The sequence below is a fragment of the Exiguobacterium qingdaonense genome (assembly GCF_018617855.1).
Taxonomy (GTDB): domain Bacteria; phylum Bacillota; class Bacilli; order Exiguobacteriales; family Exiguobacteriaceae; genus Exiguobacterium; species Exiguobacterium qingdaonense.
Map to the genome: position 1 here is coordinate 80,609 of NZ_JACSKY010000009.1, position 25,556 is coordinate 106,164.

The 25,556-nt window shown below is 48.6% G+C and carries 31 protein-coding genes; 22 read left to right on the plus strand and 9 right to left on the minus strand.

Annotated features, from left to right (window positions below; genetic code table 11):
* The 4 genes from KNP00_RS10720 to KNP00_RS10735 all read left to right on the plus strand — a co-directional run bounded on the left by KNP00_RS10720 (window position 1) and on the right by KNP00_RS10735 (window position 4,003).
* Complete coding sequence (locus tag KNP00_RS10720; protein ID WP_215145037.1) at window positions 1-834, plus strand: sugar ABC transporter permease; 834 nt, start codon at window positions 1-3, stop codon at window positions 832-834.
* Window positions 835-856: 22 nt separating this feature from the next.
* A complete protein-coding gene (locus KNP00_RS10725) occupies window positions 857-2,359 on the plus strand; it encodes an alpha-amylase family glycosyl hydrolase (RefSeq protein WP_215145039.1) in 1,503 nt (500 codons plus the stop codon).
* Between the two features lie 54 nt (window positions 2,360-2,413).
* Entirely contained in the window at window positions 2,414-3,472 is a 1,059-nt protein-coding gene (locus KNP00_RS10730) for a LacI family DNA-binding transcriptional regulator (RefSeq protein WP_215145041.1), read from the plus strand.
* A 114-nt stretch (window positions 3,473-3,586) separates the two neighbouring features.
* The gene (locus KNP00_RS10735; RefSeq protein WP_215145043.1) at window positions 3,587-4,003 is read left to right on the plus strand and encodes a YflT domain-containing protein; all 417 of its coding nucleotides are present in this window, start codon (window positions 3,587-3,589) and stop codon (window positions 4,001-4,003) included.
* Between the two features lie 102 nt (window positions 4,004-4,105).
* Here the strand turns inward: KNP00_RS10735 and KNP00_RS10740 are convergent, their stop codons facing one another.
* A complete protein-coding gene (locus tag KNP00_RS10740; RefSeq protein WP_215145044.1) occupies window positions 4,106-4,372 on the minus strand; it encodes a hypothetical protein in 267 nt (88 codons plus the stop codon).
* A gap of 333 nt (window positions 4,373-4,705) precedes the next feature.
* Here KNP00_RS10740 and KNP00_RS10745 point away from each other — a divergent pair, with 333 nt between their 5' ends.
* Together KNP00_RS10745 and KNP00_RS10750 are read left to right on the plus strand one after the other, a co-directional pair.
* Window positions 4,706-7,003 carry a glycoside hydrolase family 65 protein gene (locus KNP00_RS10745; RefSeq protein WP_215145046.1) on the plus strand — a complete coding sequence of 766 codons (2,298 nt, stop codon included), beginning with the start codon at window positions 4,706-4,708 and terminating at the stop codon, window positions 7,001-7,003.
* A gap of 146 nt (window positions 7,004-7,149) precedes the next feature.
* The gene (locus KNP00_RS10750) at window positions 7,150-7,998 is read left to right on the plus strand and encodes a YitT family protein (protein WP_215145048.1); all 849 of its coding nucleotides are present in this window, start codon (window positions 7,150-7,152) and stop codon (window positions 7,996-7,998) included.
* A 48-nt stretch (window positions 7,999-8,046) separates the two neighbouring features.
* Here KNP00_RS10750 and KNP00_RS10755 read toward each other — a convergent pair whose 3' ends face one another.
* The gene (locus KNP00_RS10755) at window positions 8,047-8,859 is read right to left on the minus strand and encodes a Cof-type HAD-IIB family hydrolase (RefSeq protein ID WP_215145056.1); all 813 of its coding nucleotides are present in this window, start codon (window positions 8,857-8,859) and stop codon (window positions 8,047-8,049) included.
* Window positions 8,860-9,021: 162 nt separating this feature from the next.
* Between KNP00_RS10755 and KNP00_RS10760 the strand changes: the two genes are divergently transcribed.
* The 11 genes from KNP00_RS10760 (at window position 9,022) to KNP00_RS10810 (ending at window position 15,767) form a co-directional block, all read left to right on the plus strand.
* A complete protein-coding gene (locus KNP00_RS10760; protein WP_215145058.1) occupies window positions 9,022-9,216 on the plus strand; it encodes a YjzD family protein in 195 nt (64 codons plus the stop codon).
* Between the two features lie 73 nt (window positions 9,217-9,289).
* On the plus strand, window positions 9,290-9,712 hold the full coding sequence (locus KNP00_RS10765; RefSeq protein WP_215145060.1) for a thioredoxin family protein: 423 nt from the start codon (window positions 9,290-9,292) through the stop codon (window positions 9,710-9,712).
* Complete coding sequence (locus KNP00_RS10770; RefSeq protein WP_215145062.1) at window positions 9,709-10,488, plus strand: phosphatidylserine decarboxylase; 780 nt, start codon at window positions 9,709-9,711, stop codon at window positions 10,486-10,488. The genes KNP00_RS10765 and KNP00_RS10770 overlap by 4 nt, the downstream gene beginning before the upstream one ends.
* 125 nt (window positions 10,489-10,613) lie before the next feature.
* Complete coding sequence (locus KNP00_RS10775) at window positions 10,614-11,240, plus strand: YqeG family HAD IIIA-type phosphatase (RefSeq protein ID WP_215145063.1); 627 nt, start codon at window positions 10,614-10,616, stop codon at window positions 11,238-11,240.
* A gap of 133 nt (window positions 11,241-11,373) precedes the next feature.
* Window positions 11,374-12,486, plus strand: a complete 1,113-nt coding sequence (gene yqeH, locus KNP00_RS10780; RefSeq protein ID WP_215145065.1) for a ribosome biogenesis GTPase YqeH — start codon at window positions 11,374-11,376, stop codon at window positions 12,484-12,486.
* Window positions 12,483-13,268 carry a shikimate dehydrogenase gene (aroE, locus tag KNP00_RS10785; protein ID WP_215145067.1) on the plus strand — a complete coding sequence of 262 codons (786 nt, stop codon included), beginning with the start codon at window positions 12,483-12,485 and terminating at the stop codon, window positions 13,266-13,268. Before yqeH ends, aroE begins: the two co-directional genes overlap by 4 nt.
* A gap of 6 nt (window positions 13,269-13,274) precedes the next feature.
* A complete protein-coding gene (gene yhbY, locus KNP00_RS10790; RefSeq protein WP_214789614.1) occupies window positions 13,275-13,571 on the plus strand; it encodes a ribosome assembly RNA-binding protein YhbY in 297 nt (98 codons plus the stop codon).
* Window positions 13,568-14,137: a nicotinate-nucleotide adenylyltransferase gene (locus KNP00_RS10795; RefSeq protein WP_215145069.1), complete on the plus strand. Its 570-nt coding sequence runs from the start codon at window positions 13,568-13,570 to the stop codon at window positions 14,135-14,137. Before yhbY ends, KNP00_RS10795 begins: the two co-directional genes overlap by 4 nt.
* Complete coding sequence (gene yqeK, locus KNP00_RS10800; RefSeq protein WP_215145070.1) at window positions 14,127-14,684, plus strand: bis(5'-nucleosyl)-tetraphosphatase (symmetrical) YqeK; 558 nt, start codon at window positions 14,127-14,129, stop codon at window positions 14,682-14,684. The genes KNP00_RS10795 and yqeK overlap by 11 nt, the downstream gene beginning before the upstream one ends.
* A gap of 10 nt (window positions 14,685-14,694) precedes the next feature.
* Window positions 14,695-15,042 (plus strand): ribosome silencing factor, encoded by a 348-nt coding sequence (gene rsfS, locus KNP00_RS10805; protein WP_074032684.1) that lies wholly within the window; start codon window positions 14,695-14,697, stop codon window positions 15,040-15,042.
* Entirely contained in the window at window positions 15,042-15,767 is a 726-nt protein-coding gene (locus KNP00_RS10810) for a class I SAM-dependent DNA methyltransferase (protein WP_215145072.1), read from the plus strand. Before rsfS ends, KNP00_RS10810 begins: the two co-directional genes overlap by 1 nt.
* A gap of 39 nt (window positions 15,768-15,806) precedes the next feature.
* Here the strand turns inward: KNP00_RS10810 and KNP00_RS10815 are convergent, their stop codons facing one another.
* A complete protein-coding gene (locus KNP00_RS10815) occupies window positions 15,807-16,220 on the minus strand; it encodes a VOC family protein (RefSeq protein ID WP_215145074.1) in 414 nt (137 codons plus the stop codon).
* 153 nt (window positions 16,221-16,373) lie between these two features.
* Between KNP00_RS10815 and KNP00_RS10820 the strand changes: the two genes are divergently transcribed.
* Entirely contained in the window at window positions 16,374-16,970 is a 597-nt protein-coding gene (locus tag KNP00_RS10820; protein WP_215145076.1) for a DUF2238 domain-containing protein, read from the plus strand.
* Between the two features lie 83 nt (window positions 16,971-17,053).
* Complete coding sequence (locus KNP00_RS10825; protein WP_215145078.1) at window positions 17,054-18,523, plus strand: catalase; 1,470 nt, start codon at window positions 17,054-17,056, stop codon at window positions 18,521-18,523.
* An 80-nt stretch (window positions 18,524-18,603) separates the two neighbouring features.
* Here KNP00_RS10825 and KNP00_RS10830 read toward each other — a convergent pair whose 3' ends face one another.
* Window positions 18,604-19,485, minus strand: coding sequence for a DNA/RNA non-specific endonuclease (locus KNP00_RS10830; RefSeq protein ID WP_215145080.1), 882 nt, complete (start codon window positions 19,483-19,485; stop codon window positions 18,604-18,606).
* A gap of 171 nt (window positions 19,486-19,656) precedes the next feature.
* On the opposite strand from KNP00_RS10830, the gene nfsA reads away from it, so the two are divergent.
* The gene (nfsA, locus tag KNP00_RS10835) at window positions 19,657-20,406 is read left to right on the plus strand and encodes an oxygen-insensitive NADPH nitroreductase (RefSeq protein WP_215145082.1); all 750 of its coding nucleotides are present in this window, start codon (window positions 19,657-19,659) and stop codon (window positions 20,404-20,406) included.
* Between the two features lie 40 nt (window positions 20,407-20,446).
* Here the strand turns inward: nfsA and KNP00_RS14340 are convergent, their stop codons facing one another.
* The 3 genes from KNP00_RS14340 to KNP00_RS10850 all read right to left on the minus strand — a co-directional run bounded on the left by KNP00_RS14340 (window position 20,447) and on the right by KNP00_RS10850 (window position 23,364).
* Window positions 20,447-21,568 (minus strand): TlpA family protein disulfide reductase, encoded by a 1,122-nt coding sequence (locus KNP00_RS14340; protein WP_215145084.1) that lies wholly within the window; start codon window positions 21,566-21,568, stop codon window positions 20,447-20,449.
* Window positions 21,569-21,634: 66 nt separating this feature from the next.
* The gene (locus KNP00_RS10845) at window positions 21,635-23,035 is read right to left on the minus strand and encodes an MBL fold metallo-hydrolase (RefSeq protein WP_215145086.1); all 1,401 of its coding nucleotides are present in this window, start codon (window positions 23,033-23,035) and stop codon (window positions 21,635-21,637) included.
* A 32-nt stretch (window positions 23,036-23,067) separates the two neighbouring features.
* On the minus strand, window positions 23,068-23,364 hold the full coding sequence (locus tag KNP00_RS10850) for a rhodanese-like domain-containing protein (RefSeq protein WP_215145088.1): 297 nt from the start codon (window positions 23,362-23,364) through the stop codon (window positions 23,068-23,070).
* A gap of 115 nt (window positions 23,365-23,479) precedes the next feature.
* Between KNP00_RS10850 and KNP00_RS10855 the strand changes: the two genes are divergently transcribed.
* Together KNP00_RS10855 and KNP00_RS10860 are read left to right on the plus strand one after the other, a co-directional pair.
* Window positions 23,480-23,854 carry a rhodanese-like domain-containing protein gene (locus tag KNP00_RS10855; protein ID WP_240542842.1) on the plus strand — a complete coding sequence of 125 codons (375 nt, stop codon included), beginning with the start codon at window positions 23,480-23,482 and terminating at the stop codon, window positions 23,852-23,854.
* 32 nt (window positions 23,855-23,886) lie between these two features.
* A complete protein-coding gene (locus tag KNP00_RS10860) occupies window positions 23,887-24,666 on the plus strand; it encodes a sulfite exporter TauE/SafE family protein (RefSeq protein ID WP_215145090.1) in 780 nt (259 codons plus the stop codon).
* 41 nt (window positions 24,667-24,707) lie between these two features.
* On the opposite strand, the gene KNP00_RS10865 is transcribed toward KNP00_RS10860, so the two are convergent.
* On the minus strand, window positions 24,708-24,911 hold the full coding sequence (locus KNP00_RS10865) for a hypothetical protein (RefSeq protein WP_338082279.1): 204 nt from the start codon (window positions 24,909-24,911) through the stop codon (window positions 24,708-24,710).
* A 99-nt stretch (window positions 24,912-25,010) separates the two neighbouring features.
* Window positions 25,011-25,556 (minus strand): cysteine hydrolase family protein, encoded by a 546-nt coding sequence (locus KNP00_RS10870; protein WP_215145092.1) that lies wholly within the window; start codon window positions 25,554-25,556, stop codon window positions 25,011-25,013.

The following is a 25,556-nucleotide window of genomic DNA, read 5'->3' on the forward strand; positions in this document are numbered from 1 at the left end:
ATGAAAAAACAAAAACGAATCAATTTGGCGATCTCGTATGTCATCTTGACGCTTGCGTCGATCATCATTCTCTATCCGATGCTTTGGGTACTTGGAACATCGTTTAACCCAGGGCGTACGATTACGTCAACTATCATTCCGACTAACCCGACGCTTGTTCACTATAAAAACTTGTTTGATTTAACGATTTCAGATTATAGTTTATGGTATGTGAACACGTTGAAAATCGCTTTCATTACGATGGCACTTGCAGTTATTTTGGTGACGATTACTGGATATGTTTTCTCACGTTACCGTTTCGTCGGACGAAAGAACTCGCTCATCATGTTCCTCGTTCTTCAAATGGTGCCACAGTTCGTTGCGATCATCGCGATTTATGTGCTTCTCAACATGCTTGGTCTTCTTGACACGCACACAGCGCTCATCCTGCTTTATGCGGGTGGCGCAATCCCGATGAACACGTACTTGGCAAAAGGGTATTTCGACACGATTCCGAAAGAACTTGACGAAGCTGCCCGTATGGATGGTGCTGGTCACCTCCGAATCTTCTGGCAAATCATCTTGCCACTTGCGAAGCCGATTGTCGCTACGATTGCTCTCTTCAACTTCATGGGACCATTCAACGACTTCATCTTGGCTTCACTCGTCCTTCGTTCACCGGAGAAACAAACGTTGGCAGTTGGTCTTTACAACATGATTTCAAGACAGTTCGATAACAACTTCACATTGTTTGCGGCAGGTGCTGTTCTTTCAGCCCTTCCAATCGTGATCTTGTTCTTCATGTTCCAACGCTATTTCGTTTCGGGTCTCACTGCAGGTGGTACGAAAGGATAATTCTTAAAAAGGAGGAAGCGATATGAGGCGAGGCGTCGTGCTCGTTCTCCTGTCGCTTCTTTTGTTTCCGACCGTTGTCGGGGCAAAGGAAGCCGCTACTTGGGAACAAGAACGCATGTATTTTATTATGGTCGATCGATTCTTTGACGGGAATCCGGACAACAATGAGCAGGTGGATTTGAATGACCCGAAAGCCTTTCATGGCGGTGATATTCCAGGTGTCATTGAAAAGCTTGATTACATCGAATCTCTCGGGTTCACTTCGATTTGGTTGACACCTGTTTTTGAAAACATGCCGGATGGCTATCACGGGTATTGGATTAAAGATTTTTACAACATTGACCCACAATTTGGGACGAAAGAAGATTTGCAGAAGCTTGTCAATGAAGCGCACAAGCGTGACATGAAAGTCATTCTCGACTTCGTCGTCAACCATGTCGGACCAAACCATCCATGGGTAGAGGAAAAACCAGAGTGGTTCCACGAACAGCTCCCAATCGTATTTTGGAAAGACCAGGAGCAGGTCGAAACGCATTGGTTGTTCGACTTGCCTGATTTTAAAACAGAAGACCCAGAAGTCAAATCGTATTTGATTGATGCAGCGAAGTATTGGATTGAAGAGACAGGGGTCGATGGATATCGACTCGACACGGTCCGTCACGTCGACAAAGCGTTCTGGAAAGACTTTGTCGAGAGCGTCCGTTCGGTCGACCCGGACTTTTACTTACTCGCTGAAGTATTTGACCCGGACCCACAATACGTCGCCGAGTATGATGATCTCGGGTTCAATAGCATCACAAACTTTACATTTTACGACCGAGTATCAAAAACGATGACGCAGAAACAAGCGAATGTCGATGAGATCGATGTTGCCGCAAGCTATGCCGAGACGTTTTTCAACGACCCGAATCAAATGGCGACATTCCTCGATAACCATGATGTCGAACGATTCATGCACATGGCGGACCTCGGGGGCGTGGAGTCGGCAGAGCGTCGCTTGAGACTCGGATTGTTCGCACTTTATGCATCACCTGGCATGCCGATTGTCTACCACGGGACAGAAAACGCCCAAACCGGTGGGGCAGACCCAGCCAACCGGGTCATGACAGATTTCCCGGGAAACGAAGACTTGCATGAGTACGTCGCAACGATGAATCGTATGCGTGAAGAGTACCCGGTCTTTGCGACTGGTGAGCAGCGCATGATCGCCTCGGAAGACGGGATGGCTGTCTTTGAACGAAAAGACGGAGATGAAGTCGCGTTATACGCCATCAACATGAACAGTGAGGATCGAGAGATTGACATCGATGTCAGTGAAATCGGGGAAGATACAAGACTTCGTGGTCTTTTATTCTCACAACTGGTCACAGATCAGCGTGGAACGTTTACAATTGAACTATCTGGTGAAAGTGCGAACGCTTACATTGTTGAGGAGTCATCGGTAAACCCGTGGATGGTTGGGTTACTCGTCGTCACGATTCCGATTTTCTTGACAGGTTTGGTCATGTGGAAACGTCGCAAATAAATAGATGAACGCCGAAAGGCACGAATTGAATTCACGGAAGCAGGGGGGAACACCATGCAAATTACAATCAAAGATGTTGCGAAACATGCGAACGTCGCACCGTCGACAGTATCTCGTGTCATCGCCAACAGCCCAAGAATTAGTCAAAAGACAAAAGAACGGGTCAGAAGCTCGATGGAAGAGCTCGGATATCATCCGAACATTCATGCAAGAAGTCTCGCCAACCGCTCGACACAGTCGATTGGTCTCGTCATGCCGAGTGCGGCGACAAAGACTCTCCAAAACCCATTCTTCCCGGAAGTGTTGCGAGGAATCAGCACGAAGGCGCATCAGAATGGGTACTCGCTCTACATGACGACCGGGGTGACAGAGGAAGAAGTATTGTCCGGTGTCATTGAGATGGTACAGGGACGCCGTGTCGACGGTGTCATCGTCCTCTATTCACGTGAAGACGATCAAGTTGTCCAATATTTACGTCAAACGAAGTTTCCATTCGTCGTGGTCGGGAAGCCGTTCGGGGATGCTTCATCGATCACATATGTCGATACGGACAACTATTTGGCCGGACGCGAAGTGACGAAACATCTCTATAATTTAGGACATCGACGAATTGCCTTCATCGGTGGGTCGGACAAACTCGCCGTGACACAAGACCGTCGAAACGGTTATGCGACCGCCCTTATGGAAGCGGGCATCCCGGTATGTGAAGACTACATTGCGCGGGCTGAGTTTATGACAAAAGGTGGGGCCAGAGCCGTACGTGAGTTGCTACAAAATGAAGAACCGCCGACCGCGGTCGTTGTCAGCGATGATATGATGGCGCTCGGTGTCATCAGCACACTTAGTGAGATGGGGCTAAAAATCCCGGAAGATGTGGCGGTTGTCAGTTTCAACAACGTGTATATCGCAGAACATTCGAACCCACCGCTCACATCAGTCGAAATCAATATTTTCGGTCTTGGTTTTGAGGCGACGAATTGCTTGATTGAACAAATCAGTGATAGTGCCCCACCTTATGGAAAGCGCGTCATCGTCCCTCATTATTTGGTCATCCGTCAATCGTGTGGTCAGAAGAACGGGAAAAAGTCGCAAACAATAGAATCGAATATTTGACTGGATGGACGACTTCACGAAAATGGGGTCGTTCTTTCTATATCTTCTTGATTGAATTGGAGCGAATAAGGGAACAGCTTACACGAACGAAAGAAATTGAAAGGATGAACTGAAATGAGTCAAAGACGATTTGTCGGGACATATGAGGAAAAAGGGAACGTGCTTTCCAAAATCAATGAACTAAAAGAAAATGGATATGACGAAGGCGAGCTATACGTCGTGACAGAGCAAGATGACGCCGTCCATGTCATCAAACGAAAGACCAATGTGAAAGTCGAAGAAGGGGATACCTCTTGGTTAGAGCATTTCAAAGACAATTCCGACCAAGAACAGGATATGAGACGAGCTCTCGAAAACCTAGGGATTTCAGATGACGAGGTCGAGCAGGCGATGTCTCAAATTAAGCAAGGTGGGTATGCACTCATCATCGACGAACCGGACACGGGATTCAATGACGGACGGAGCGCCTTGTTCGAAGGGCATGAGGCGAATGCGGCATTCGGTAAGGATCAAGAAAAAGAAAATAGTTGAGGCAACTGGTCATGTTCACGCGATATGTAAACGGCATCATTCCCCTTCATTTGTTTGAAAGGGAATGGTGCTTTTTTCGTATAGCTCCTGACTATGTATGCCTTAACTGATCCATTCCATCGCCCTTAAAGCCAGCACCACATAATAAAGCGTCGGAATCATCGTAATGGATAAACCGATCCATATTGTTCGTCCTCTGAACTGCAGGATGAAACCGATCGTCCAAAGCACAAACCACAACATGAAGTGCCATCGATAATCGGGTGTATCCGTTTCAGCGATTCCAGGGCCACTCAACCAAAGTGAACAGAGTAGTACAAACAAGCCTGAAAGTACGTTCCAACTGTGCCGCAACATTTTTTCTACCATACATAATACCCTCTCTCGTTGATTGATCAATCCAAACGAAACTGATTAATCATTCATTCGATATTTGGAGAAAATACCCTTTTGTAGGTAGAGCTAAAAGATACCCGTGTATCTATTTGATTGTCGCTTACTCCTTCTCCGAAAGACGGAATTGATTAAGTAAAAAATGTGACGAAAAAAAGAAAGAAAAAGTTTTATGCAAACGATTGCATTCTGAGTTTAATTGTGTAAAATGAAAGGTGAGAATAAATACAGCGCTTTCATAGACAAACGGTTGCACAAGCGGATTGTCCATCGAAGGTAGTCTTGTAGAGAAAAAGGAGTGGCAGACAGATGAAACGATTGTTTGCAGTCGATGAATGGAAAGTAACAGAAGAAGGTCTTCACCCGAAAGAAAACCGTCTTGCTGAATCGCTCACATCGCTCGGGAACGGGCATATGGGCATGCGAGGTAATTTTGAAGAAGATTACTCGAATGACACGCACCAAGGGTTCTATGTAGCGGGTGTCTACTACCCTGACAAAACCCGTGTCGGTTGGTGGAAGAATGGCTATCCTGAATACTTTGCAAAAGTATTGAACGCGACAAACGTCATCGGTCTACGTGTTGTCATCAATGGTACACCTGTTGATTTAGCGAAGTGGGATGTAAAAGATTTCACACGTGAGCTCGACATGCAACGCGGCGTCTTGACACGAACGTTCACTTTGTTGAATGGAACAGAAGAGACGAAAGTTGAAGTCATCCGATTTTTCTCGATCGTCGATAAAGAAGTATTGGCAATCCGTTATAACGTCACACCGGTAAACTATGAAGCGAAAATCGAGTTCACCCCTTACTTAGATGGTGATGTCGTCAATGAAGACTCGAACTATGACGAGAAGTTTTGGCTTCCTGTCGATCGTGGCATCGAAGAACGTTTCGGATTCGTAACTACGAAGACGAAAAAACTCGATTGGCACGTCACGGCATCGATGATTGCGGACGTAGAAGGGGCTCGTTGTGAAGTGGTCGAAGCGACAGACTTGTTCGTAGCAAACAAGTTTACGGTCGACACGACAGCGGGTGAGACGGCGACTGCTTATAAGTATGTTTCTGTCGTGACAAACCGTGACCATGCAATCGATGAGTTACAGTCTGCAGGGATGACAAGCGTTGAGGCGGCGTTTGAGAAGGGGTTCGAAACACTTCTCGCTGAACAGACGGAAGCATGGCTCGCACGTTGGGAAGATGCAGACGTTCGAATCGATGGGGACGTCGAAGCCCAACAAGGCATTCGTTTCAATATCTTCAACATGTATCAAACATATACAGGCGAAGATTCACGCCTCAACATCGGTCCGAAAGGATTCACTGGAGAGAAGTACGGCGGTGCGACATATTGGGACACGGAAGCATACTGCCTCCACTTCTACTTGGCAACTGCAAAACCGGAAGTCTCATGGAACTTGCTCAAGTACCGTCACAATCAATTGCCGCAAGCGAAAGAGAACTCGGTTAAAAACGTTGGTATGGAAGGCGCCCTGTATCCGATGGTGACGATGAACGGGGAAGAGTGTCACAACGAGTGGGAAATCACACATGAAGAGATTCACCGAAATGGTGCGATTGCGCACGCCATCTTCAACTATACGAACTTTACAGGTGATAAATCATACCTCGGTCAATACGGACTTGAAGTATTGGTTGAAATCTCACGCTACTGGGCTAGCCGTGTCAACTTCGTGCCACATAAGGACGTCTATATGATCCTCGGTGTCACGGGACCGAACGAGTATGATAACAACGTCAACAACAACTGGTACACGAACTTGATCGCTGCGTGGACACTCGAGTACACGCAAGAAGTATATGACTACTTGAAAGAAACAGAGCCAGCACGTCTTGAAGAGCTCATTTCGACACTCGGCATCACAGACGCAGAACTCGCGAAGTGGGCGGACATCCAAACGAAAATGTACTATCCGAAAGACGACCTCGTGCCTGATGTCTTCATGCAACAAGACGGCTTCATGGATAAAGAGCAAATCTTGGTGAAAGACCTCGATCCGAAGCACTTGCCGCTCAACCAAAACTGGTCTTGGGACCGCATTCTCCGTTCGAACTTTATTAAGCAGGCGGATGTGCTACAAGGACTTTACACGTTCAGTGACCGCTTCACAGTCGAGCAGAAGCGTGCAAACTTCGATTTCTATGAGCCGCGTACGGTTCACGAGTCAAGCTTGTCGCCATGTGTCTACTCGATCATCGCGGCTGAAGTTGGGTATGAGGACAAAGCCGTCGAATTGTATCAACGTTCGGCACGTCTTGACCTCGACAACTATAACAATGACACGGAAGACGGATTGCATATCACATCGATGGTCGGTTCGTGGATGTCGATCGTACATGGATTCGCAGGAATGCGTATTCAAAACGATGAACTTTCATTCAGTCCAATGATTCCAAAGGACTGGAACGGCTACTCGTTCAACATGCTCTGGCGTGGTCACCACTTGACGGTCACTTCATCACGTGAACAAGTGACGATTAAACAAACAGGTGGTACAGACGTAGCAATCAATGTGTATGGAAATACAGTAACGGTTCCTGCGAATGAATCGATTGCAATCGAAACAGTGAAAGCGTAATCAATTGTTTCATACGAACAAGCCGACTTCGGTCGGCTTGTTTTTGTGTGAAAATCGGATTGGTTTTCTTGCATATTTGTTGTATGCATCGTGAATAATCTATGTTATCTTGATTCTTAGCTATTTTGAGAAAGGGGAGTTGAAGCTTGACGGAAGCCGTTAAAGAACATACACGGATCGGGGTCGTCTCGATTATCGGAGGATTGTTCGTTGCCTTATCTATGACATTGTTTTTGATTCCAGCCGGCGTCTATTCGACAGGGTTTACGGGTCTTGCCCAAATCTTGACGACATTGTTTGCCGACACACCGTTCGAACTAGGGGAAGGTATTTGGTTCTTTATTCTGAACACCCCATTGCTCGTTGTCAGTTATTTTATGCTCGGACGAAACATGATGGTCCATACGCTTGTCAGTGTCGCCTCGGTCACATTGTTCATTCGCTTGCTTCCACAATCTCAACTCATCTCGGACGACCCGCTCTTGAACGCGGTTTTTGGTGGGGTGCTCTTGGCGATTGGATCGGGTATTACGATTCGATACGGGGCATCGACGGGAGGATTTGATATCGTCGCGTTGATTTTAGCGAAGTTCACGAACAATTCGGTCGGTGTTTATCTTTTCTTGATGAACATGATGATCGCGCTCGCAGCAGGTGCTCTGTTCGGATGGCCGACGGCACTCTACACGATCGTGTTCTTGTACGTGACATCTAAAGTGATCGATGAGATCTATACGAACACGCAGCGACAAACGCTCTTCATCGTGACGAATCATCCGGATGAGGTGACGAAAGAACTTCATCAGCACGTGTTCCGTGGCATCACGCTCATGCCGGCAATCGGGACGTACTCGAAAGTCGAGAAAGCGACGCTCATGATGGTCGCACAACGACACGAGGTTCGCGAAATCACGCGCATCTGTAAAGATGCCGACCCGTCTGTCTGGATCAATATCTTACCGACAGAAGACGTCGAAGGGACGTTCCGTCGCTAACACGTATACGAATCACAAAAGCACCGACTTTTTAGGTCGGTGCTTTCCTTATGATTTGATCCCGAGCTTTTCTTCTAAGAAGAGGGCGATCCCGTCGTCCATATTTGAAGCCGTCACTTCGTTGGCTACATTTTTCAATTGGTCGATGGCGTTCCCCATCGCGACACCGGTGCCGACGTAGTCGAGCATCTCGAGGTCGTTCTCTTCGTCACCGAACGCGATGATATGCTTCCGGTCGATATTCAGATGTTTCGAGACTTCTTGAAGACCGAGAGCTTTCGATGTGTGTTTACTCATGACTTCAATCATGTGCTCCGGCATGCGCCACTGACGATTCAATACCGCTTCGGCATGGATGTCATCAAGTTGCGAGCGGACGTGGTCGACGTGATCTTTTGTCGCATGAATCAATAGTGATGTCGGTTCATCCTGCAAATGCGTCAACAAGTTACCAGATGTGACGCTGAGCGCGCGCTCTGCATACGGGCTATAGAATTCTTGCGGGTCTTTTTGGAAGTAAACATGGTCCGTCACTTCGACGACGATATTGTGTGCCTTCGTATCCGCTACTTCTTCAATGATGTCATGGGCGGTCTTGAGCGGGATCGGGCGGTGTGTCACCGCATAGCTTGTATCTTTTGGATGGTGTACGAGCGCACCGTTAAAGTTGACGATTGGCGTTGTCAATCCGAGTTGCTCGTAGTACATGATGGAGTGACGTTTTGGACGTCCTGTGGCAATCATCACCTCATGTCCCATCTCACGCGCTACCTGAAGGGCGCGAAGGTTTCGTTCACTAATTGTTTTATCATCTCTCAATAAAGTACCGTCTAAATCAACTGCGATTAAATATCGTGACATGAGTCATCCTCTTTTCTTCACAATGATGTTTCTACGACCGTATCATACTTTCAGAGTGGACGGAAAGAATATACAATCTCAGTCGCATATTCCGTTCGAACAATGCTATACTAATGTCGTATGAATTTTTACGAATCATCTGTGAGATGGAGGGGACGTTCAATGCGTTATGTAGTGACATTGATCTGGGCGATTGTGCTCTCGAATACAGCGGTATTTATCATTTCTGCTGTTGATGGTGTACAGTTCGACGCGATGCTTGCGACAGGATTTGGCGTAGTCATCACAATCTTCGTTGCACTTCTCGATGCCTTAAACAAAGACATGGGGATTAGCGACGTTGCACAAGAAAAGTAAGCCGTCTACAATCAAACTGACTCAAGCTTGAGTCAGTCTTTTTCTTTATCTGAATTAGAGGAGGATCACACATATGAAAAACCCTGAGAAACGCGCGAATTTCATCACGTTCGCCATTATCGGTGCGATTATCATCATCGGAATCGGTCTGTTATACTTTTTAAACGGATCCAATACAGAAGATGGCGTCAACGCCGTCACGGCAGATGAATTGCAACAACAATTAAATCAAGATGGTGAAGTCGTCGCCTACTTCTGGCAAACGGGCTGTGAATACTGTGAGCAAGTGAAGCCGTACGTCGAGCCTCTCATCGAAGAATATGATGCGGTCTCCATCAACTTGGCCGACCATAACGTATGGGAGACATATGGCATCAATGGCACGCCGACCATCATCCGCTTTGAGGATGGAAAAGAAGTCGGTCGCATTGAAGGTGCCGTCTCTGAACAACAATACGAGACGTTCTTTAAAAATGAGGAGGCTAAAGAGGAATGATGCGTCGAATGTATCAAACGTTATTTGAGCTGAACGCCTCGCCTCGGATTGCCTCGCGCCTCAAGCGTTTCGCAGAATCAAAGGTGAGTCGTCACTTGATTCCATCGTTTGCAAACGTGTTTAATATCGCTGTCGAAGAAGCCGAACTCCCTCTTCATGCGTATCCATCACTGCATGCGTTCTTTACCCGTCACTTGAAGCCGGGAGCGCGTACGATTGATGAGTCGTCCGATACCCTCGTGTCACCGTGCGACGGCAAGTTATCGGTCATCGAATCGATTTCAGAAGACAGTCGTTTCGAGGTGAAGGGTCAGTCATATACACTTGCGGAACTACTCGGCTCCCAACAAGAAGCGAGACGTTATGCAGGTGGGACGGTCGTCGTCCTTTACCTTAGCCCACGTGACTATCACCGCGTCCACACACCGCTCTCTGGTCGTGTGCTCAGTCACTATGAACTCGGGGACCGTTCGGCACCGGTGAATGAAATCGGATTGACGGAGACGGTTCGACCGCTCTCACGCAACTATCGTCGTGTGACGCGCTTTGACAGCCCAGCCGGCACGTATGAACATATCATGGTCGGAGCCTTGAACGTCAACACGATTGCATGGACGCTCGAAGGAGACCGGGCGGGCAAAGGAGAAGAAGTCGGATACTTCTCGTTCGGTTCGACCGTCGTCCTTTGTTTTGAGAAGGATACGATCCAAATGGACCGTGAAAAGATCGGTCCGGTTCGACTCGGTGAGGTCATCGGGACAATCAAATCCAACTAATTTTGTGTCAATTTTCTTCCGACCGAACGATACACTAGTCGTTTGGTCGGTTTTCGTTTACCATAGAAGGGATATCAATACTTGTATAAGTAGTTGAATCGTTTAGCTAATTGGAGGAATTTTACGTGTTTAATCGACTTTATCCGAAACAGTTCGTCGCATCTGTGTTTGACATCGACCTAGAAGAATTGAAAGACCGTGGGGTGCGCGTCATTTTGACGGACCTTGATAACACGCTCGTGGCGTGGGATGTCCCGCACGCACCTGAGCTTTTATTGATGTGGCTTGAAAAAGTGAAATCATACGGTTTCGATGTGATTGTCGTATCAAATAACAACGAGAATCGTGTACGAACGTTTACGGAGCCGCTCGGCCTTCACTATGTCGCTCGCGCTCGAAAACCTTTACCATCCGGTTTTAAAGCGGCGCTCTCGAAATATGGATACTCGCCAAAAGAAGCGATTTTCTTAGGGGACCAGCTGTTCACGGACGTGCTTGGTGCCAACATGGCGGGTATTCATGTCATCCATGTACAACCGGTCGTCAAAACGGACGGGCTCGTCACGAAATTCAATCGGATGCTTGAGAAAGTAGTGTTTGCTCACATGAAGCGCCGTGGGAAGTATGTATTGATCACGAAAAAAGTGGAAGAGATTGCTGTTGACGCGCAGCGGGCAAAAGTCGCGGTTGCCGAAAAAATCGGCGAGGCGATGCACCCACGTTCCGAAGATTCACATAAAAAAGATGAATAAGACCTCGAACGCACAGAAAGAAGGAGGCTGCCCATGTACGGCGACCAAGGCGTCGGAATTAACGCTTCAGGAGTAGCAGCGAGGTGCTACAATGAATGAAGAAGGGGAAACCTGAACGGCAGTAAGTATAACTATGGAAGAAACGAAACGATATTGCGCTGGGTGCGGCGTGGCCATCCAAACGGAAGACCCGAGCGGGGTCGGCTATGCACCTAAATCGGCACTTGACCGTGAAATTGTCATTTGCCAACGTTGTTTTAAACTAAAGCACTACAACCAAGTTCAAGATGTGGAGTTATCAGATGATGACTTCTTGCGCATCTTGAACGGCATCAGTTCAAAAGAAGCACTCGTCATCAAAATCGTCGATATTTTCGACTTCAATGGTAGTTGGCTTCCGGGACTTCAACGTTCCGTCGGCTCGAATCCGGTACTGTTGGTCGGGAACAAGGTCGACTTGTTACCGAAGTCGGTCAACCCGAACCGGATGGCGAACTGGATGAAGGCAGAGGCGAAAGAGCTCGGTTTGAATCCGATCGACGTTCATTTGATCAGTGCGAAAAAAGGACACGGCATCGATGAACTTGCTGAAAAGATTGAGTATTACCGGAAAGGCAAGGACGTCTTCGTCGTCGGTTGTACGAACGTCGGGAAGTCGACACTCATCAATCAGGTGATCAAACGCTTCGGTGAAGAAGATGAAGCCATTATCACCGTCAGTCATTTCCCGGGAACGACGCTTGACTTGATCGACATTCCGCTCGATGATGATGCGAACTTGTACGATACGCCAGGGATTATCAACCGTCATCAAATGGCACATTACGTCGACGCCAAAGATTTGAAGACGATTACTCCGAAAAAAGAAATCAAGCCGCATGTGTTCCAATTGAACCCGCAACAGACGCTCTACTTCGGAGGGTTGGCACGCTTGGATTACTTGGAAGGCAATAAACGGTCGTTCGTCATCTACATGTCGAACGAGTTGAAAGCACACCGTACGAAACTCGAACGTGCCGATGAGCTCTATGACCAACATATTGGGAAGATGCTCAACCCGCCGAATGAGAAGACACTCGAAATCTTACCGCCACTCGTACGCCATGAATTCAGCTTACGGGACGGCGTGAAAACGGATATCGTGTTCAGTGGTCTCGGTTGGGTCGCGATTCACGGAAAAGGTGGCCGTATCGCAGCATGGGCTCCGAAAGGCGTCGCGGTCACACTTCGCGAGGCGCTCGTATGAATCTGGCCGTCATCGGTCACCCGATTGCTCATTCGCTCTCTCCACAGCTGCACGAGCAGTGGTTGAGGGCGTCTGGGCTTTTCGGGCGTTATGAGGCCATCGATGCCACACCGGATGAACTCCCGGCTTTATTTGTAGCGATGCGGGAAGGGGACTGGGATGGATTCAACGTCACCATTCCCTATAAAGAAGCAGTCGTTCGTTACGTGGATGAACTCGATGAGGCAGCGAAACATGCTGGAGCCGTCAACACGGTGTATAAACGAGACGGGCGACTCATCGGGACGAACACGGACGGTGCCGGTCTAGTCCAAGCACTGATACCGTTCACAGACTTTACAGGACGTGTGCTCATCGTCGGTGCTGGAGGTGCCGCCCGTGGAATTGTCCAAGCTCTCCCGGCGCGCGACGTGACGATCGTCAATCGGACAGTCGAACGGGCAAAAGCGCTCGCCGACACGTTCGGTGTCTCGTATACGACATTTGAAAAGGTCGACGTCTCACGATTTGATATCATCATTCAGACCACTTCTGTCGGGATGGACGAGAGATCGACACCACTTTCATTAGAAGGTTTACGACAAAACACGGTCGTTTGTGATATCATATATCGTCCACTTGTCACCCCGATGCTACAGGAAGCGAAGCGTCGCGGGGCAGTCGTTGTGTCAGGTGTAGCCATGTTCGTCGGTCAGGGCGCGCTCTCGTTCGAAAAATGGACGGGCGTGAAACCGGACGAAACCATCGGAAAAAAGTTAATTGAAGGATTATTGGAGGAATAATATACTATGCTATCAGGTAAACAAAAACGTTTTTTACGCGCGGAAGCGCATCATCTTTCACCAATCTATCAAGTTGGAAAGAATGGGGTCAGCGAAGCGATGTGTAAAGATATCGTAGATGCACTCGAAAAGCGCGAATTGATCAAAGTTCAAGTGCTTCAAAACTGCATGGACACACCAAAAGATGTGGCCGGTGAGTTGTCAGAAGGTACACGAGCTGAAGTCGTTCAAGTCATCGGTAAAGTCATCGTCTTATATAAAGAGGCGACTGAGAAAGAAAATCGCCAAATCAAACTCCCATGAGCCGCATCGGTTTGATGGGGGGGACGTTCGACCCGCCTCATCTCGGTCATCTGTTGATCGCCGAACAAGCTCGCGAACAGCTAGAACTTGATGAAGTTTGGTTTTTGCCGGCCGCGATCCCACCGCATAAGATTGGATTTAGCTCGGCAGACCATCGGATTGAGATGACGCGACGTGCCATTCGAGACCAGTCCGACTTCAAGTTGAACTTGATTGAGTTTGAGCGGAGCGAGCCGTCTTATACGGTCGAGACGATGAAACGGCTGATCGAACAGTATCCGAATGACGAGTTCTACTTTTTGATTGGCGCCGATTCACTCGTATCGCTCGAATCATGGCACGACTATGAGACGCTCATCCGTCTCGTCACGTTCGGTGCGGTCGCTCGCCCAGGGACGCGTTATTTGATTCCGGAGAAGGCAGACGTTCGTCCAATCGACATGCCACAGCTTGAAATCTCGTCGACGGACATCCGGGAACGGGCGAAACGAGGGAAATCCATCAAATATTTGGTCCCGGCGCCAGTCGAGACGTATGTGAAGGAGCACAGGCTGTATGACGTTTGAAGAAGCGCACGTGTTAATCAAACAGACGCTACCAGAAAAACGCTATATTCATACGCTCGGTGTCGTCGAGACAGCAGAGCGCTTGGCTATACAATACGGTGAAGATGTCGAACAGGCTCGCCTTGCTGCCATGCTTCATGATTATGCGAAATACTTTGACATCGAAGAGATGCGCCAGGTCGTCATCGAAGAAGGACTTGATTTAAATCTTCTTCAATACGGGGACGAGTTGTTGCATGCGCCGGTCGGTGCGGTTTTGCTTGCCCGTCAATATGATCTTGATCAAGCGGTGCTCTCGGCCATTCGGAACCATACGACAGGAGAACCCGGGATGTCCCGCCTCGACCAAATTCTGTTCGTGGCCGACGCCATCGAACCGAATCGGAATTATCCGGGCGTCGAACTGTTGCGAGCAGAAGCAGCGCATTCGCTCGAAGCGGCGGTTGTCGCGACACTGAAGCAAACGATTGAATTTTTATTGAAGAAGTCGGTGCGCATTTTTCCACTGACGATTGAAACGTATAATGATTTTGTGAATACACCTTAGGAGGGTCAATATGACTGCAAGAGAAGAATTAGAATTGATTGTAAAAGCGGCTGACGATAAACGTGCCGAGGAAATCGTCGTACTCGACATGGAAGGCATCTCGCCGATCGCGGATTACTTCGTCATCTGTCACGGGAACTCGGAGAAGCAAGTCGAAGCGATCGCGCGTGAAATCAAAGATGTCGCAGGTGAAAATGACTTGCCGCTCCATAAGTTCGAAGGAATGGATACGGCACGTTGGGTTCTCGCTGACCTCGAGAACGTCGTCGTCCACATCTTCCATCGTGACGACCGTGATTACTACAACTTAGAGAAATTGTGGGCTGACGCGCCGCACGTCGAAGTGGAAGTCGGCTAATGGCATACGAAGGATTCGCCTATGTATACGACGAGTTGATGAAAGACGCGCCGTATGATGAGTGGGTCGCTTTCGTGCGTCGTCATGTCCAAGATGGCGCGACACTCGCGGATGTTGGATGCGGGACCGGGTCGGCCACGATTCGCCTCGCCGAACATTATGACGTCATGGGAATCGACTTATCGGAGTCGATGCTCGAAGTCGCACAAGAAAAGGCGCTCGAGGCAGAAATCGAGTTGCCCCTTTGGGAACAGGATATGCGAGAGCTAGAACTACCTGAGCCGGTCGATGCGGTGACGATTCTCTGTGACTCGCTCTGCTATCTACAGGATGAGGCAGATGTGATCGATACGTTCGAATCGGTCTATAATCAGCTCAAACCAGGTGGGCTGTTTCTATTTGATGTGCACGCCCCGAACAAGATGCAGACGCTCTTCAATCAAAAGACGTACGCATCTAACGAGGAAGACTGCTCGTATATTTGGTTTGCCGACCCGGGAGAGGCACCGCTCTCGGTCGTTCACGATTTGACGTTCTTCGTCGCGCATGAAGACGGGACGTACGAACGGATCGAAGAGACACACGAACAACGGACGTATGAACCAGGGCAGTATATGCAATGGTTGATCGGTGCCGGGTTCCACGTCAAATCGGTCACTTCTGATTTCACAGAACATGCACCAGGAGCGGATGCCGAGCGCATCTTCTTCGTTGCTCAAAAATAAGCTAATCCCTGATTCTTACGAATCGGGGATTTTTTGTCGTTATGCTTCGTGGCTGAATTGCCAATAGACACCGAACTGGTCTTCGAGCATGCCATACGCCTTGCTCCAAAACGTTTCTTGAAGCGGCATCAGGACACGTCCGTTCACAGAGAGTGCTTCGAACTCGCGGTGGATGGCATCAAGGTCATCCGTGACGACGACGAGTGTGAGATTGTCGCCGAACGTGACCGGCCCGTCAGGCATTGCATCGGAAAACATGAGCGATGAGCCGTGAATCGATAGTCGGGTATGCAACACGAGATTGGCCATTTCACTCGGCGCTGGTTGACCGTCCGGACCAGGCTGGTCACCGAACGTCATGATGTCTGGAGCGGCGTGGTTGAACACATCGGCATAAAAGGTTACGGCATCACGACAGTTCCCGTTAAAGTTGAGATATGGATTGATTGGCATAGCAAGTTCCTCCTCGGATTCATAATACTAATTATAGAACGTATGTTCGTAAATAACAAGTGTGTCCAATTAAATTACATCGTGTAGGTTGAACGCGATTGAGAGTTGGGAATAGACCATATAGAGAACAAACTAGAAAGAAGGCGAAGCATCATGAAGTTCACGAAAGGGCGTTTCCTTGAGTTTGGATTCGTCTTGTTCATGGCGGTCATACTCGTCACAGCGATCATTGAAGAATCCTGGTTCGATGCGAGTGTGGCGGGGGCCGGAATCATTTCCGGACTCATCCCATTTTTCATTGAAAAGACGTTCAAAACAGAACTCGATAGTAAGATGAAGGTGGCGTATATCCTGTTCTTGTTCGCCTCACAGTATTTAGGGTCGATCGTCGGATTGTATGGGAATGGCTGGTGGGACACGTTCCTTCATCTGTTGAGTGGCATCTTTCTCGCATTCCTCGGATTTGATTTCTTCAGCCGGCTCGATGACGACATTCGGACCGAGATTCCGAAACGATTTCTATTCGTATACATCGTCGTCTTTTCCATGGCCGGGGCGGCGCTCTGGGAGATGTATGAATTCACATCCGACGTTGTCTTGAACACGACGATGCAAGGAAACGGAAACGACGATACGATGGTCGATATCATCGCCGGGTCCCTCGGTGGAGTGCTCGCCGCGTTCTTCGTCGTGACCCTCCATCAACGTGAAAAAGCCAAACAAAAGAGACGCATGAAAAAAAGTTCGTGATTCACGAGCTTTTTATTTGTAATCATTATAATCTTTGATTAATATCAAGATTGTAATGATTATAAATAATGGGAGGCAATCATATGGATCAACACCGTCAACTAACTACTAACCAAGGCGCACCAATCGGGGATAACGCCAACTCCATCACTGCGGGTCGTCGGGGCCCGACGCTTCTCGAAGACTACCAACTAATTGAGAAATTAGCGCATTTCGATCGTGAACGTGTACCAGAACGAGTCGTTCACGCTAGAGGGGCAGGGGCGCACGGTGTCTTCACTGTAAAAAATAGTATGAAACGATACACGAAAGCCGCATTCTTGCAAGAAAAGGGGCAAGAGACGCCCGTATTCGCGCGTTTCTCGACCGTCATCCACGGTTTAGGCTCACCGGAGACGCTTCGTGATCCACGTGGCTTCGCCGTCAAGTTTTATACGGAAGAAGGGAACTATGATTTCGTCGGAAACAACTTGCCGGTCTTCTTCATCCGTGACGCGATTAAGTTCCCGGACGTGATTCACTCGCTCAAACCAGACCCACAGACGAACCTTCAAGACCCAGACCGCTTCTTCGACTTCATGTCGCTCACACCGGAATCGACGAACATGCTCGTGCATCTCTTCAGTGACGAAGGCATCCCGGCATCGTATCGCCACATGCGCGGATCGTCCGTCCATTCTTTCAAATGGGTGAATGAGTTCGGAAACACGGTGTACATAAAGTTGCGCTGGGTACCGAAACAGGGGATTCAAAACTTGTCGATGGAAGAAGCGGCGAAAGTTCAAGCAGAGGACTTCAACCATGCGACGCGTGATTTGTTCAACGCGATCGATAACGGGGACTATCCGGAATGGGATCTATATGTACAAATTTTAGACCCGGCGGACATGGATCACTTCGACTTCGATCCGCTCGATGCGACGAAGGATTGGTTTGAAGACGTCATCCCGTATCAATTGGTTGGAACGATGACCCTCAATAAAAACGTCGACAACTTCTTCGCCGAGACTGAATCTGTCGGTTTCAACCCGGGTGTTCTCGTCCCAGGGATCCAGCCGTCAGAAGACAAGATGCTCCAAGGACGACTCTTCTCATATTCGGATACGCAGCGTCACCGTATCGGACCGAACTATCTCCAACTTCCGATCAACTGCCCATTCGCTCAAGTGGCGAACAACCAGCGTGACGGGGCGATGCCGTTCAAACAACAGACGAGCCCGGTCAACTATGAGCCAAACCGTTATGAAGACGCACCGAAGCCGAATGCGGATTACATCGAGACGCCACAACCGATCACAGGCGTGACGGGTCGTCAGAAGATTGAAAAGACGAACGACTTCGGTCAGGCCGGAGAGGTGTATCGCCGTTATTCTCAAGAAGAGAAGGACGCGCTCATCCGTAACCTCGTCGCTCACATCAAAGAAGTTCGTCATGAGAAGACGGTTCTTCTCTTGATTTGTAACTTCTATCGTGCGGATCGTGAGCTCGGAGAACGTCTTTCGAACGAGTTGAACGTCGATCTCGCACCATTCTTGAATCAAATGTCGAACTAAACATGTAGCCGCGGTCTTGTACCGCGGTTTTTTGTATGCAAAAAGACGTCTCTCCTAGAGAAACGTCTCGTTCGTCATCGTTATTCCCCGACCATCCCGTCACCGTCCCGGTCGTCCATGTACTTATACAACCAGTGGTCACGCGTGATCGGCATCTCGAATCCTGCGTTCTTTGCTTCTTTGATCGTCACTTGCCCGTTCCCGTCAAGGTCGATATCGGATAATTCTCGCTCCTCGACCGGCTCCGTCGTCACTGCAGGAGGTGAGTCGTCCGTTAAATCGAGCGATTCGTTCACTTCTTCTGGGTCTGCGTTATCATACGTATCCGTGACCGTGTTCCCTCGAACGGTATACGTGTATTGATAGCGGGAAGGGATTTGGGTCGTCGTGTTCGGATAGGTGATGATGGCTTCGAAGTCTTTCGCTCCACCCGCTTTTCGGATGGCATCTTCCATGAACGCCTGGTCCCCGTAGCGGTTGAGCGCACTATTTTGCGGTGTGATGTTATAGGCGTTCGAGACGCCACCGAGCGAATCGGCGATGATATGACCTTCGTCGAGATTCGGGTCTTCGACACCCGGCACTTTCGCCTCATCGGAATAATAACGCCCGGACGAATTGACGTCTTCCGTCTCATCATCTTGAAGGGTGATTTCATCGGCGATTACGCGAACCAACTGACCGTGTTCATTCGTGAACGCCCAATACTCACGGTCACCGAAGCCGATATCGACGACGACATTCGCCTCGCGTGTCCCGGATTGGTCGCCACCGTCGACATCGATTCTCGTATAACCTTCAAATAGATCTTCTGAAGACGTCTCGGCTGTCTGATTTTCTTGTGTCGTTTCCTCTTCGACCGTTTCTTCCGTTGACGACGGAACGTTTACATCGGCTTCCGTGCAACCAGAGAGGAGTAGCGCTCCAAGAAGGAATGGAATGTAAAATGGTATTCTTTTCATTATATATCGCTCCTTATTCGAAGTTACGCTATCGTATTCTATGTGTAGTCTATAATGATAGCACAACAATACAAGATGGTACCGCACCTCTTCAAAATAGACTCGACGGATTCCTCTCATTTGTGGATTCGCATCGCGTGTGCCAAGATTGAAAAAAAGGGGGAAGAGCGTATGAACGAAGTGATTGATACATTATTGAACCACCGTTCCGTCCGCGATTTTACGGACGAGAAATTGACAGACAAACAAATCCAGACCATCGTCGAGAGCGCACAACGGGCATCGACATCGAGCTTTATCCAAGCCTACTCGATCATCGGGGTGACCGATGAAGCGAAAAAGAAACGACTCGCCGAGATTGCGGGCAATCAGGACTACGTGGTCGAGAACGGTCACTTCTTCGTCTTTTGTGCGGATTTGCATCGTCATGAAATGATTGGTGAGCTACAGGAAACGGAAGTATCCGCGACACTTGAGACCGATGAGAAGCTCTTGGTCGCTGTGATTGACGCGGCACTCGCCTCGCAAAATGCGGCAGTGGCGGCAGAGTCGATGGGACTCGGCATCTGTTATATCGGTGGCATTCGGAACGACCTCTTTGCGGTCAAGGAAGTGCTCGAGTTACCAGAACGGGTCATTCCGCTCTTCGGGATGGCCGTCGGTGTACCGGCTACAGTCGAAGATCAAAAACCAAGACTCCCATTCCATCATGTCTACCATGAGAACACTTACGAGGCGAACCCGGAACGCATGAAGCAATCACTTTCGGATTACGATGCGTTGATTCACGATTACTATATGGTTCGTGGCTCGAACCCGCGTAAAGACACGTGGACCGGGCAGATGGGGCGCATGCTGTCGAAATCGACCCGTCTTGACGTCAAAGATTTCTTGAAAGCACAAGGTTATTTGAAGCAATGATAAAACCGCCGACAAATCACTGTCGGCGGTTTTATCATGTTCAGTTCAGTTGGGCGTCGAGCCAGTTCTTGTCGATGGCACCAAATTGTTTCGCAATGATCACACCGGATTCATCGAGCACATACGTCGTCGGCATCGCTTGAATCCGGTATGCATCACCGACTTGACCGTCACGGTCATAGACGACGGTAAATGCATCTTCATACGGTTCGACAAAGGCGATTGCATTGTCCGGGTCACGTTCACTCGTCGTCGTGTTGACGGCGACGATCGTCACGTCTTCTCGTTCTTTCGCGAACGCCGCCATGTCCGGCATCTCCGCGCGACATGGCGGGCACCAGGACGCCCAGAAGTTCACGACGACTTGTTGACCACGTAGTGATGTCAAGTCGAATGTGCTCCCATCAGTTCGTTGTAACTCGAACGAAGGGGGGATTTGCCCGATGCTCAATCCGGTCGACGCCGTCTCTGTCGTGACAGTTTGTGTCGCACGTTCTGGCAGGACAGCATTCACGACCGCGAGAACGACGAGGACTCCGATACTAACTTGAATCGCTTTCTTTGAAGGACGGGCGAGAAAGACGCTCAATCCGAACAGGACGAGGGTGATAGCGATCATCCACCATTGGATTTGTCCAACCGCATATGACTTAAACAGCCAGATACCAGATGCACCGAGGGCGGTCCAAAGAATGTTTCCACGAGTCGGTTCACGCATCCATCGCCACGTCACCCCGAATAGTAGAAGGATGAAGGTGGCGCTCCATAGATGAATCGGCTGGTCGGGGAAGCTCAAAACTGTCCCATATACCGGAATCGCGAGCGTCATCCCGAGCCAGATGAGAAGTCCACTCAGCATCCAATATCCTAAAAGGTCCCGGTCGAGTCGATAGGCGAACCAAAGGATAACAGCGGCAGCAATCCATTGAGACCATACGCCTCCCGTAGCGTAGAGGGCAAGAGAAAGGTCACGAGTCGTCAACAGACCGATGATTATCGCGCTTCCTTTCCAGGCGAGGAATCCATAGAACCATGTCCCGATGACGGCTTCACGCTCTTTACTCGTCAAACCGAGGAAGCGGAAGATGCCATAAAGGACACCAAGGCTTACTAAAAAAATAAGTAAATCGAAACGAATGTTAAGTGGACCGATGGCAACCACGTCTTTCCCTCCTAAACAAAAGGCGCCCCTCTCGAAGCGGGCGCCATATTCATAGTCAGTATAGCATTACTTGATTTGTTGAGCGTTCAAGACGGTCTTCATCGCGCCGTACCCACCCAAGACGTTGTGGATGTCTTTGTAGCCGAGCGATTGAAGGACACTTGCCGCCATGCGTGAGCGGACGCCTGACGCACAGTGGACCGCAATCGTTTGGTCTGTCGGGAGACCTTCATAGTCACGCGCGAGTTTTCCAAGCAAGATGCGCTCTGCCTTTTCGTAATGGCTCGCGTTCCATTCTGTCGCGTTTCGAACGTCGAGGACGAAGACGTCACCTTTTTCAGCAGCTTCGATTGCCTCTTCTGCCGTCACGTCCGTATACGTTTCCGTCAAACGTGATGCGTCGAGCTCTTCGACTGGGATGATGAAACGAAGACGATCGAGACCGATTGATTGAAGGTCGGTCTGTACTTGATCGATGTCATCCGCGCTTGCGATCAGCGTGATGTCTTTGTCGAAGTTGACGAGCCAGCCAGCCCACGAGACGAACTTGTTGTTGTACGGGATATTGATCGTCCCTGGTACGTGTCCGTTCGCGAAGTCTTCACCTTTACGCATGTCGACGACTTGTGTCTCTTCGACGAGTGTATCAAGGCGATCTGACCCGACGACTTCAGGACGAGCGACGTCCGTCGTCACTTGGATACCTTCTTTGTTCACTTTCTTCATCATGGCGAAGTAGTTCGGTGGTTCGGGTTGATCCGTCGTCAACTCTTTGATGAAGGCATCTTTATCCGTCATTTGAAGCGCCCAGTTCGTCGCTTTCTCGTAACCGACCGTCGACGTCGGGATCGCGCCGAGCGCCTTCCCGCAAGCACTGCCCGCGCCGTGTCCTGGCCAAACTTGAACGAAGTCAGGAAGCGCCATGAACTTTTTGAGCGAGTCAAACATTTGTTCCGCGCCGATTGCTGTCGTTCCTTTCACACCGGCTGCCTCCTCGAGGAGGTCAGGGCGACCGATATCGCCGACGAAGACGAAGTCGCCTGTGAAGATGCCCATCGGTTGTGTTTGATTCCGATCATAAAGTAAGAACGAAATGTGTTCTGGTGTATGACCGGGCGTATGCATGACTTCAAGCGTTACGTTTCCGACTTTGAACGTGTCGCCTTCTTTGACGAGTTGTGCGTCGATGTCTTTCGCGAACGCATACTTCCATGAAGCATCCCCCTCGTCGGATAGATAGGCTTTTGAACCTGTCCGCTTCGCGAGTTCGAATGAACCTGATACAAAGTCCGCATGGATATGCGTCTCTGCTGTTGCGACAATGTTCATGCCTTCTTTCTTTGCTTCTTGAAGGTATGGCTCGATGTTACGGGCCGGATCGATGACGATCGCCTCTCCTGTCATTTGGCAACCGACCATATATGAAGCTTGTGCTAATTTTTCATCATAAAAATAACGTAATAACATGTAAATTTCCCCCTATGACCTAGAGTAATGGTTTATTCGACTTCGCCTTGCCAGCTCATCATCCCGCCGTCGACGTTCGTGACGTCGAACCCGAGTGAGTCCAGATAAGCAGATGCATTCATGCTACGTCCACCAGCTGCGCAAATGACGTGAATCGGTTTAGAGCGATCGAGCTCATCGACTTTCGCCCCGAATTCAGAAAGTGGTACGTTTTTCGCTTGTTTGATGTGACCTCCAGCATATTCATCGGTCTCACGCACATCGATTAAGTTGAGTGAGTCATCTGCTTGAAGTAACGTTTCTAATTCCGTAGTCGTAATCGTCTTCATGAGTCTTTGATCTCCTTTTCATTTCTAAGTGATTTGGCAACGAGAATGTTTCGTTGGCTTTAATATACCCCCTAAGGTATAATGAGTGCAAGTGAAAAGATTTGGAGGGGAAAACATGAAGAAAATTTCCTTATTTGTTGGGATTTTGGCTGTCATGGTGATTTTTATCTTTGTAATCACATCAGAAAAAGATGGAATTAGGAAAATTGACGTTAAAACTCTACAAAACAAATTGGAAAACGAAGAAATAACGCTCCTTGATGTCAGAGAAGTGTCTGAATACGAGGGGGGGCATATCGAGGAGGCGGTGAATGCACCACTTTCTTCATTTGACGCCACCCGGTTGCCCTATCCGAAAGACGCTCCGATCTACGTCATCTGTCGGAGCGGTAATCGGAGCGCTCAAGCTGCCATGCAGTTGATAGACGCCGGATATACAGAAATCTATGACGTCTCAGGCGGTATGATTTCTTGGGAAGCGAATGAATAAGAAGAGAATACGGAGATAATGGAGGAGTCAATATGGAGTTCGGGTTTATCATTACAATCTTTCTAATTGGGTTCATCGGGTCGTTCATTTCAGGGATGGTCGGAATTGGTGGGTCCATCATCAAGTATCCGATGTTGTTATACATCCCACCACTATTAGGGTTCGGCGCGTTCAGCGCGCATGAAGTATCGGGAATCAGTGCGATTCAAGTGTTCTTTGCGACAATCGGCGGGATTTATGCTTATCGTAAAGGCGGATACTTAAACAAGCAGTTGATTCTCTACATGGGTGTTTCGGTATTGATTGGTAGTTTCATCGGTGGATACGGATCGACCATTTTGTCGGAGACGATGATCAATGTCGTCTACGCCGTGCTCGCAACGATTGCCACAATTATGATGTTCTTACCGAAGCCGCAAGTGGACGACATGCCGCTTGACCAAGTACAGTTCAATAAGATGATTGCCGCAAGCTCAGCGTTTGTCGTAGGTATCGCCGCAGGGATCGTCGGGGCGGCCGGGGCATTCATTCTCATGCCAATCATGCTCGTCGTGTTGCGCATTCCGACAAAGATGGCAATCGCAAGTTCACTCGCCATCACGTTCATCTCGTCGATTGGCTCGACGTTCGGTAAGATCATCACCGATCAAATCGTCTGGGCCCCCGCGGTCATTATGATCATTGCGAGTCTGATTGCCGCACCGATTGGGGCGAATGTCGGGAAAAATATGAATACGAAAGCACTTCAATGGATTTTGGCGTTACTCATCTTAGCGAGTACCATCAAAATTTGGAGCGACTTGATCGCTTAAAAAATCACGATGCCTATATCCAGGCATCGTGATTTTTTGCGTTACTTCGTAATGAAATAGTAGAGAAGTCCGAGTCCGATAAACGAGACAGGGAGCAAGATGATGTAGAGCCAAGAAACCATCGACAAGCTTTTCTTTTGACTATACGAGGAGCGGTCTTTCCCGAGACCGACCATGATGGTGAATATGAGTGCGATCAAACAGACGAGCAATGCTAAACCGATTGTTAGGTACAAAATCAACACACCCCTTACTGACCTTTATACAATAAGAATATCTAATAGAAGAGCTTGAAAACGTTCTGATTGTTGGGATTGTGTGACAGCAATAAGAAATCTAAATCACTATTGAACATGATTCAAATATTCAGACACAGGAGATGTTTCGATTCCTAGCGCCTCATCAATAATTGTCAGGGCACTTTCGTGACGTTTTACTGTTTCTGCTGCCACGCAATCGCGAGGGATATAAAGGTCATAGTTACGCATATATGCATCATTGGCAGAAAAGAGGATACAAATATCTGTCGCGACCCCGGTTAAAATTAGTTTCGTCACGTTTAACTGTCGGAGTAGAATATCCAATTGAGTTCCAAAGAAGATAGAGTGCCTTGGTTTGATAATAAAATACTCTTCATCTGCCGGTTCGATTTGCAAGGCAATCTGTTTTCCTTTTGATGCTTTTACATAATCAATGATGTCTTCTGTGCTATCTTTCCACTGTCCAAAATTATCATTGCAATAAATGACAGGTAAATCTGTCTCTTTAAAATGTTTTTTAAGCTCGAGAATCGGTTCAATAATCATTTTCGTATGTTTACGTAGCATGTCGCCACCTTCAAAATCAAAATCATTGAACAGATCAATAATGAGCAATGCTGTCTTAGACAT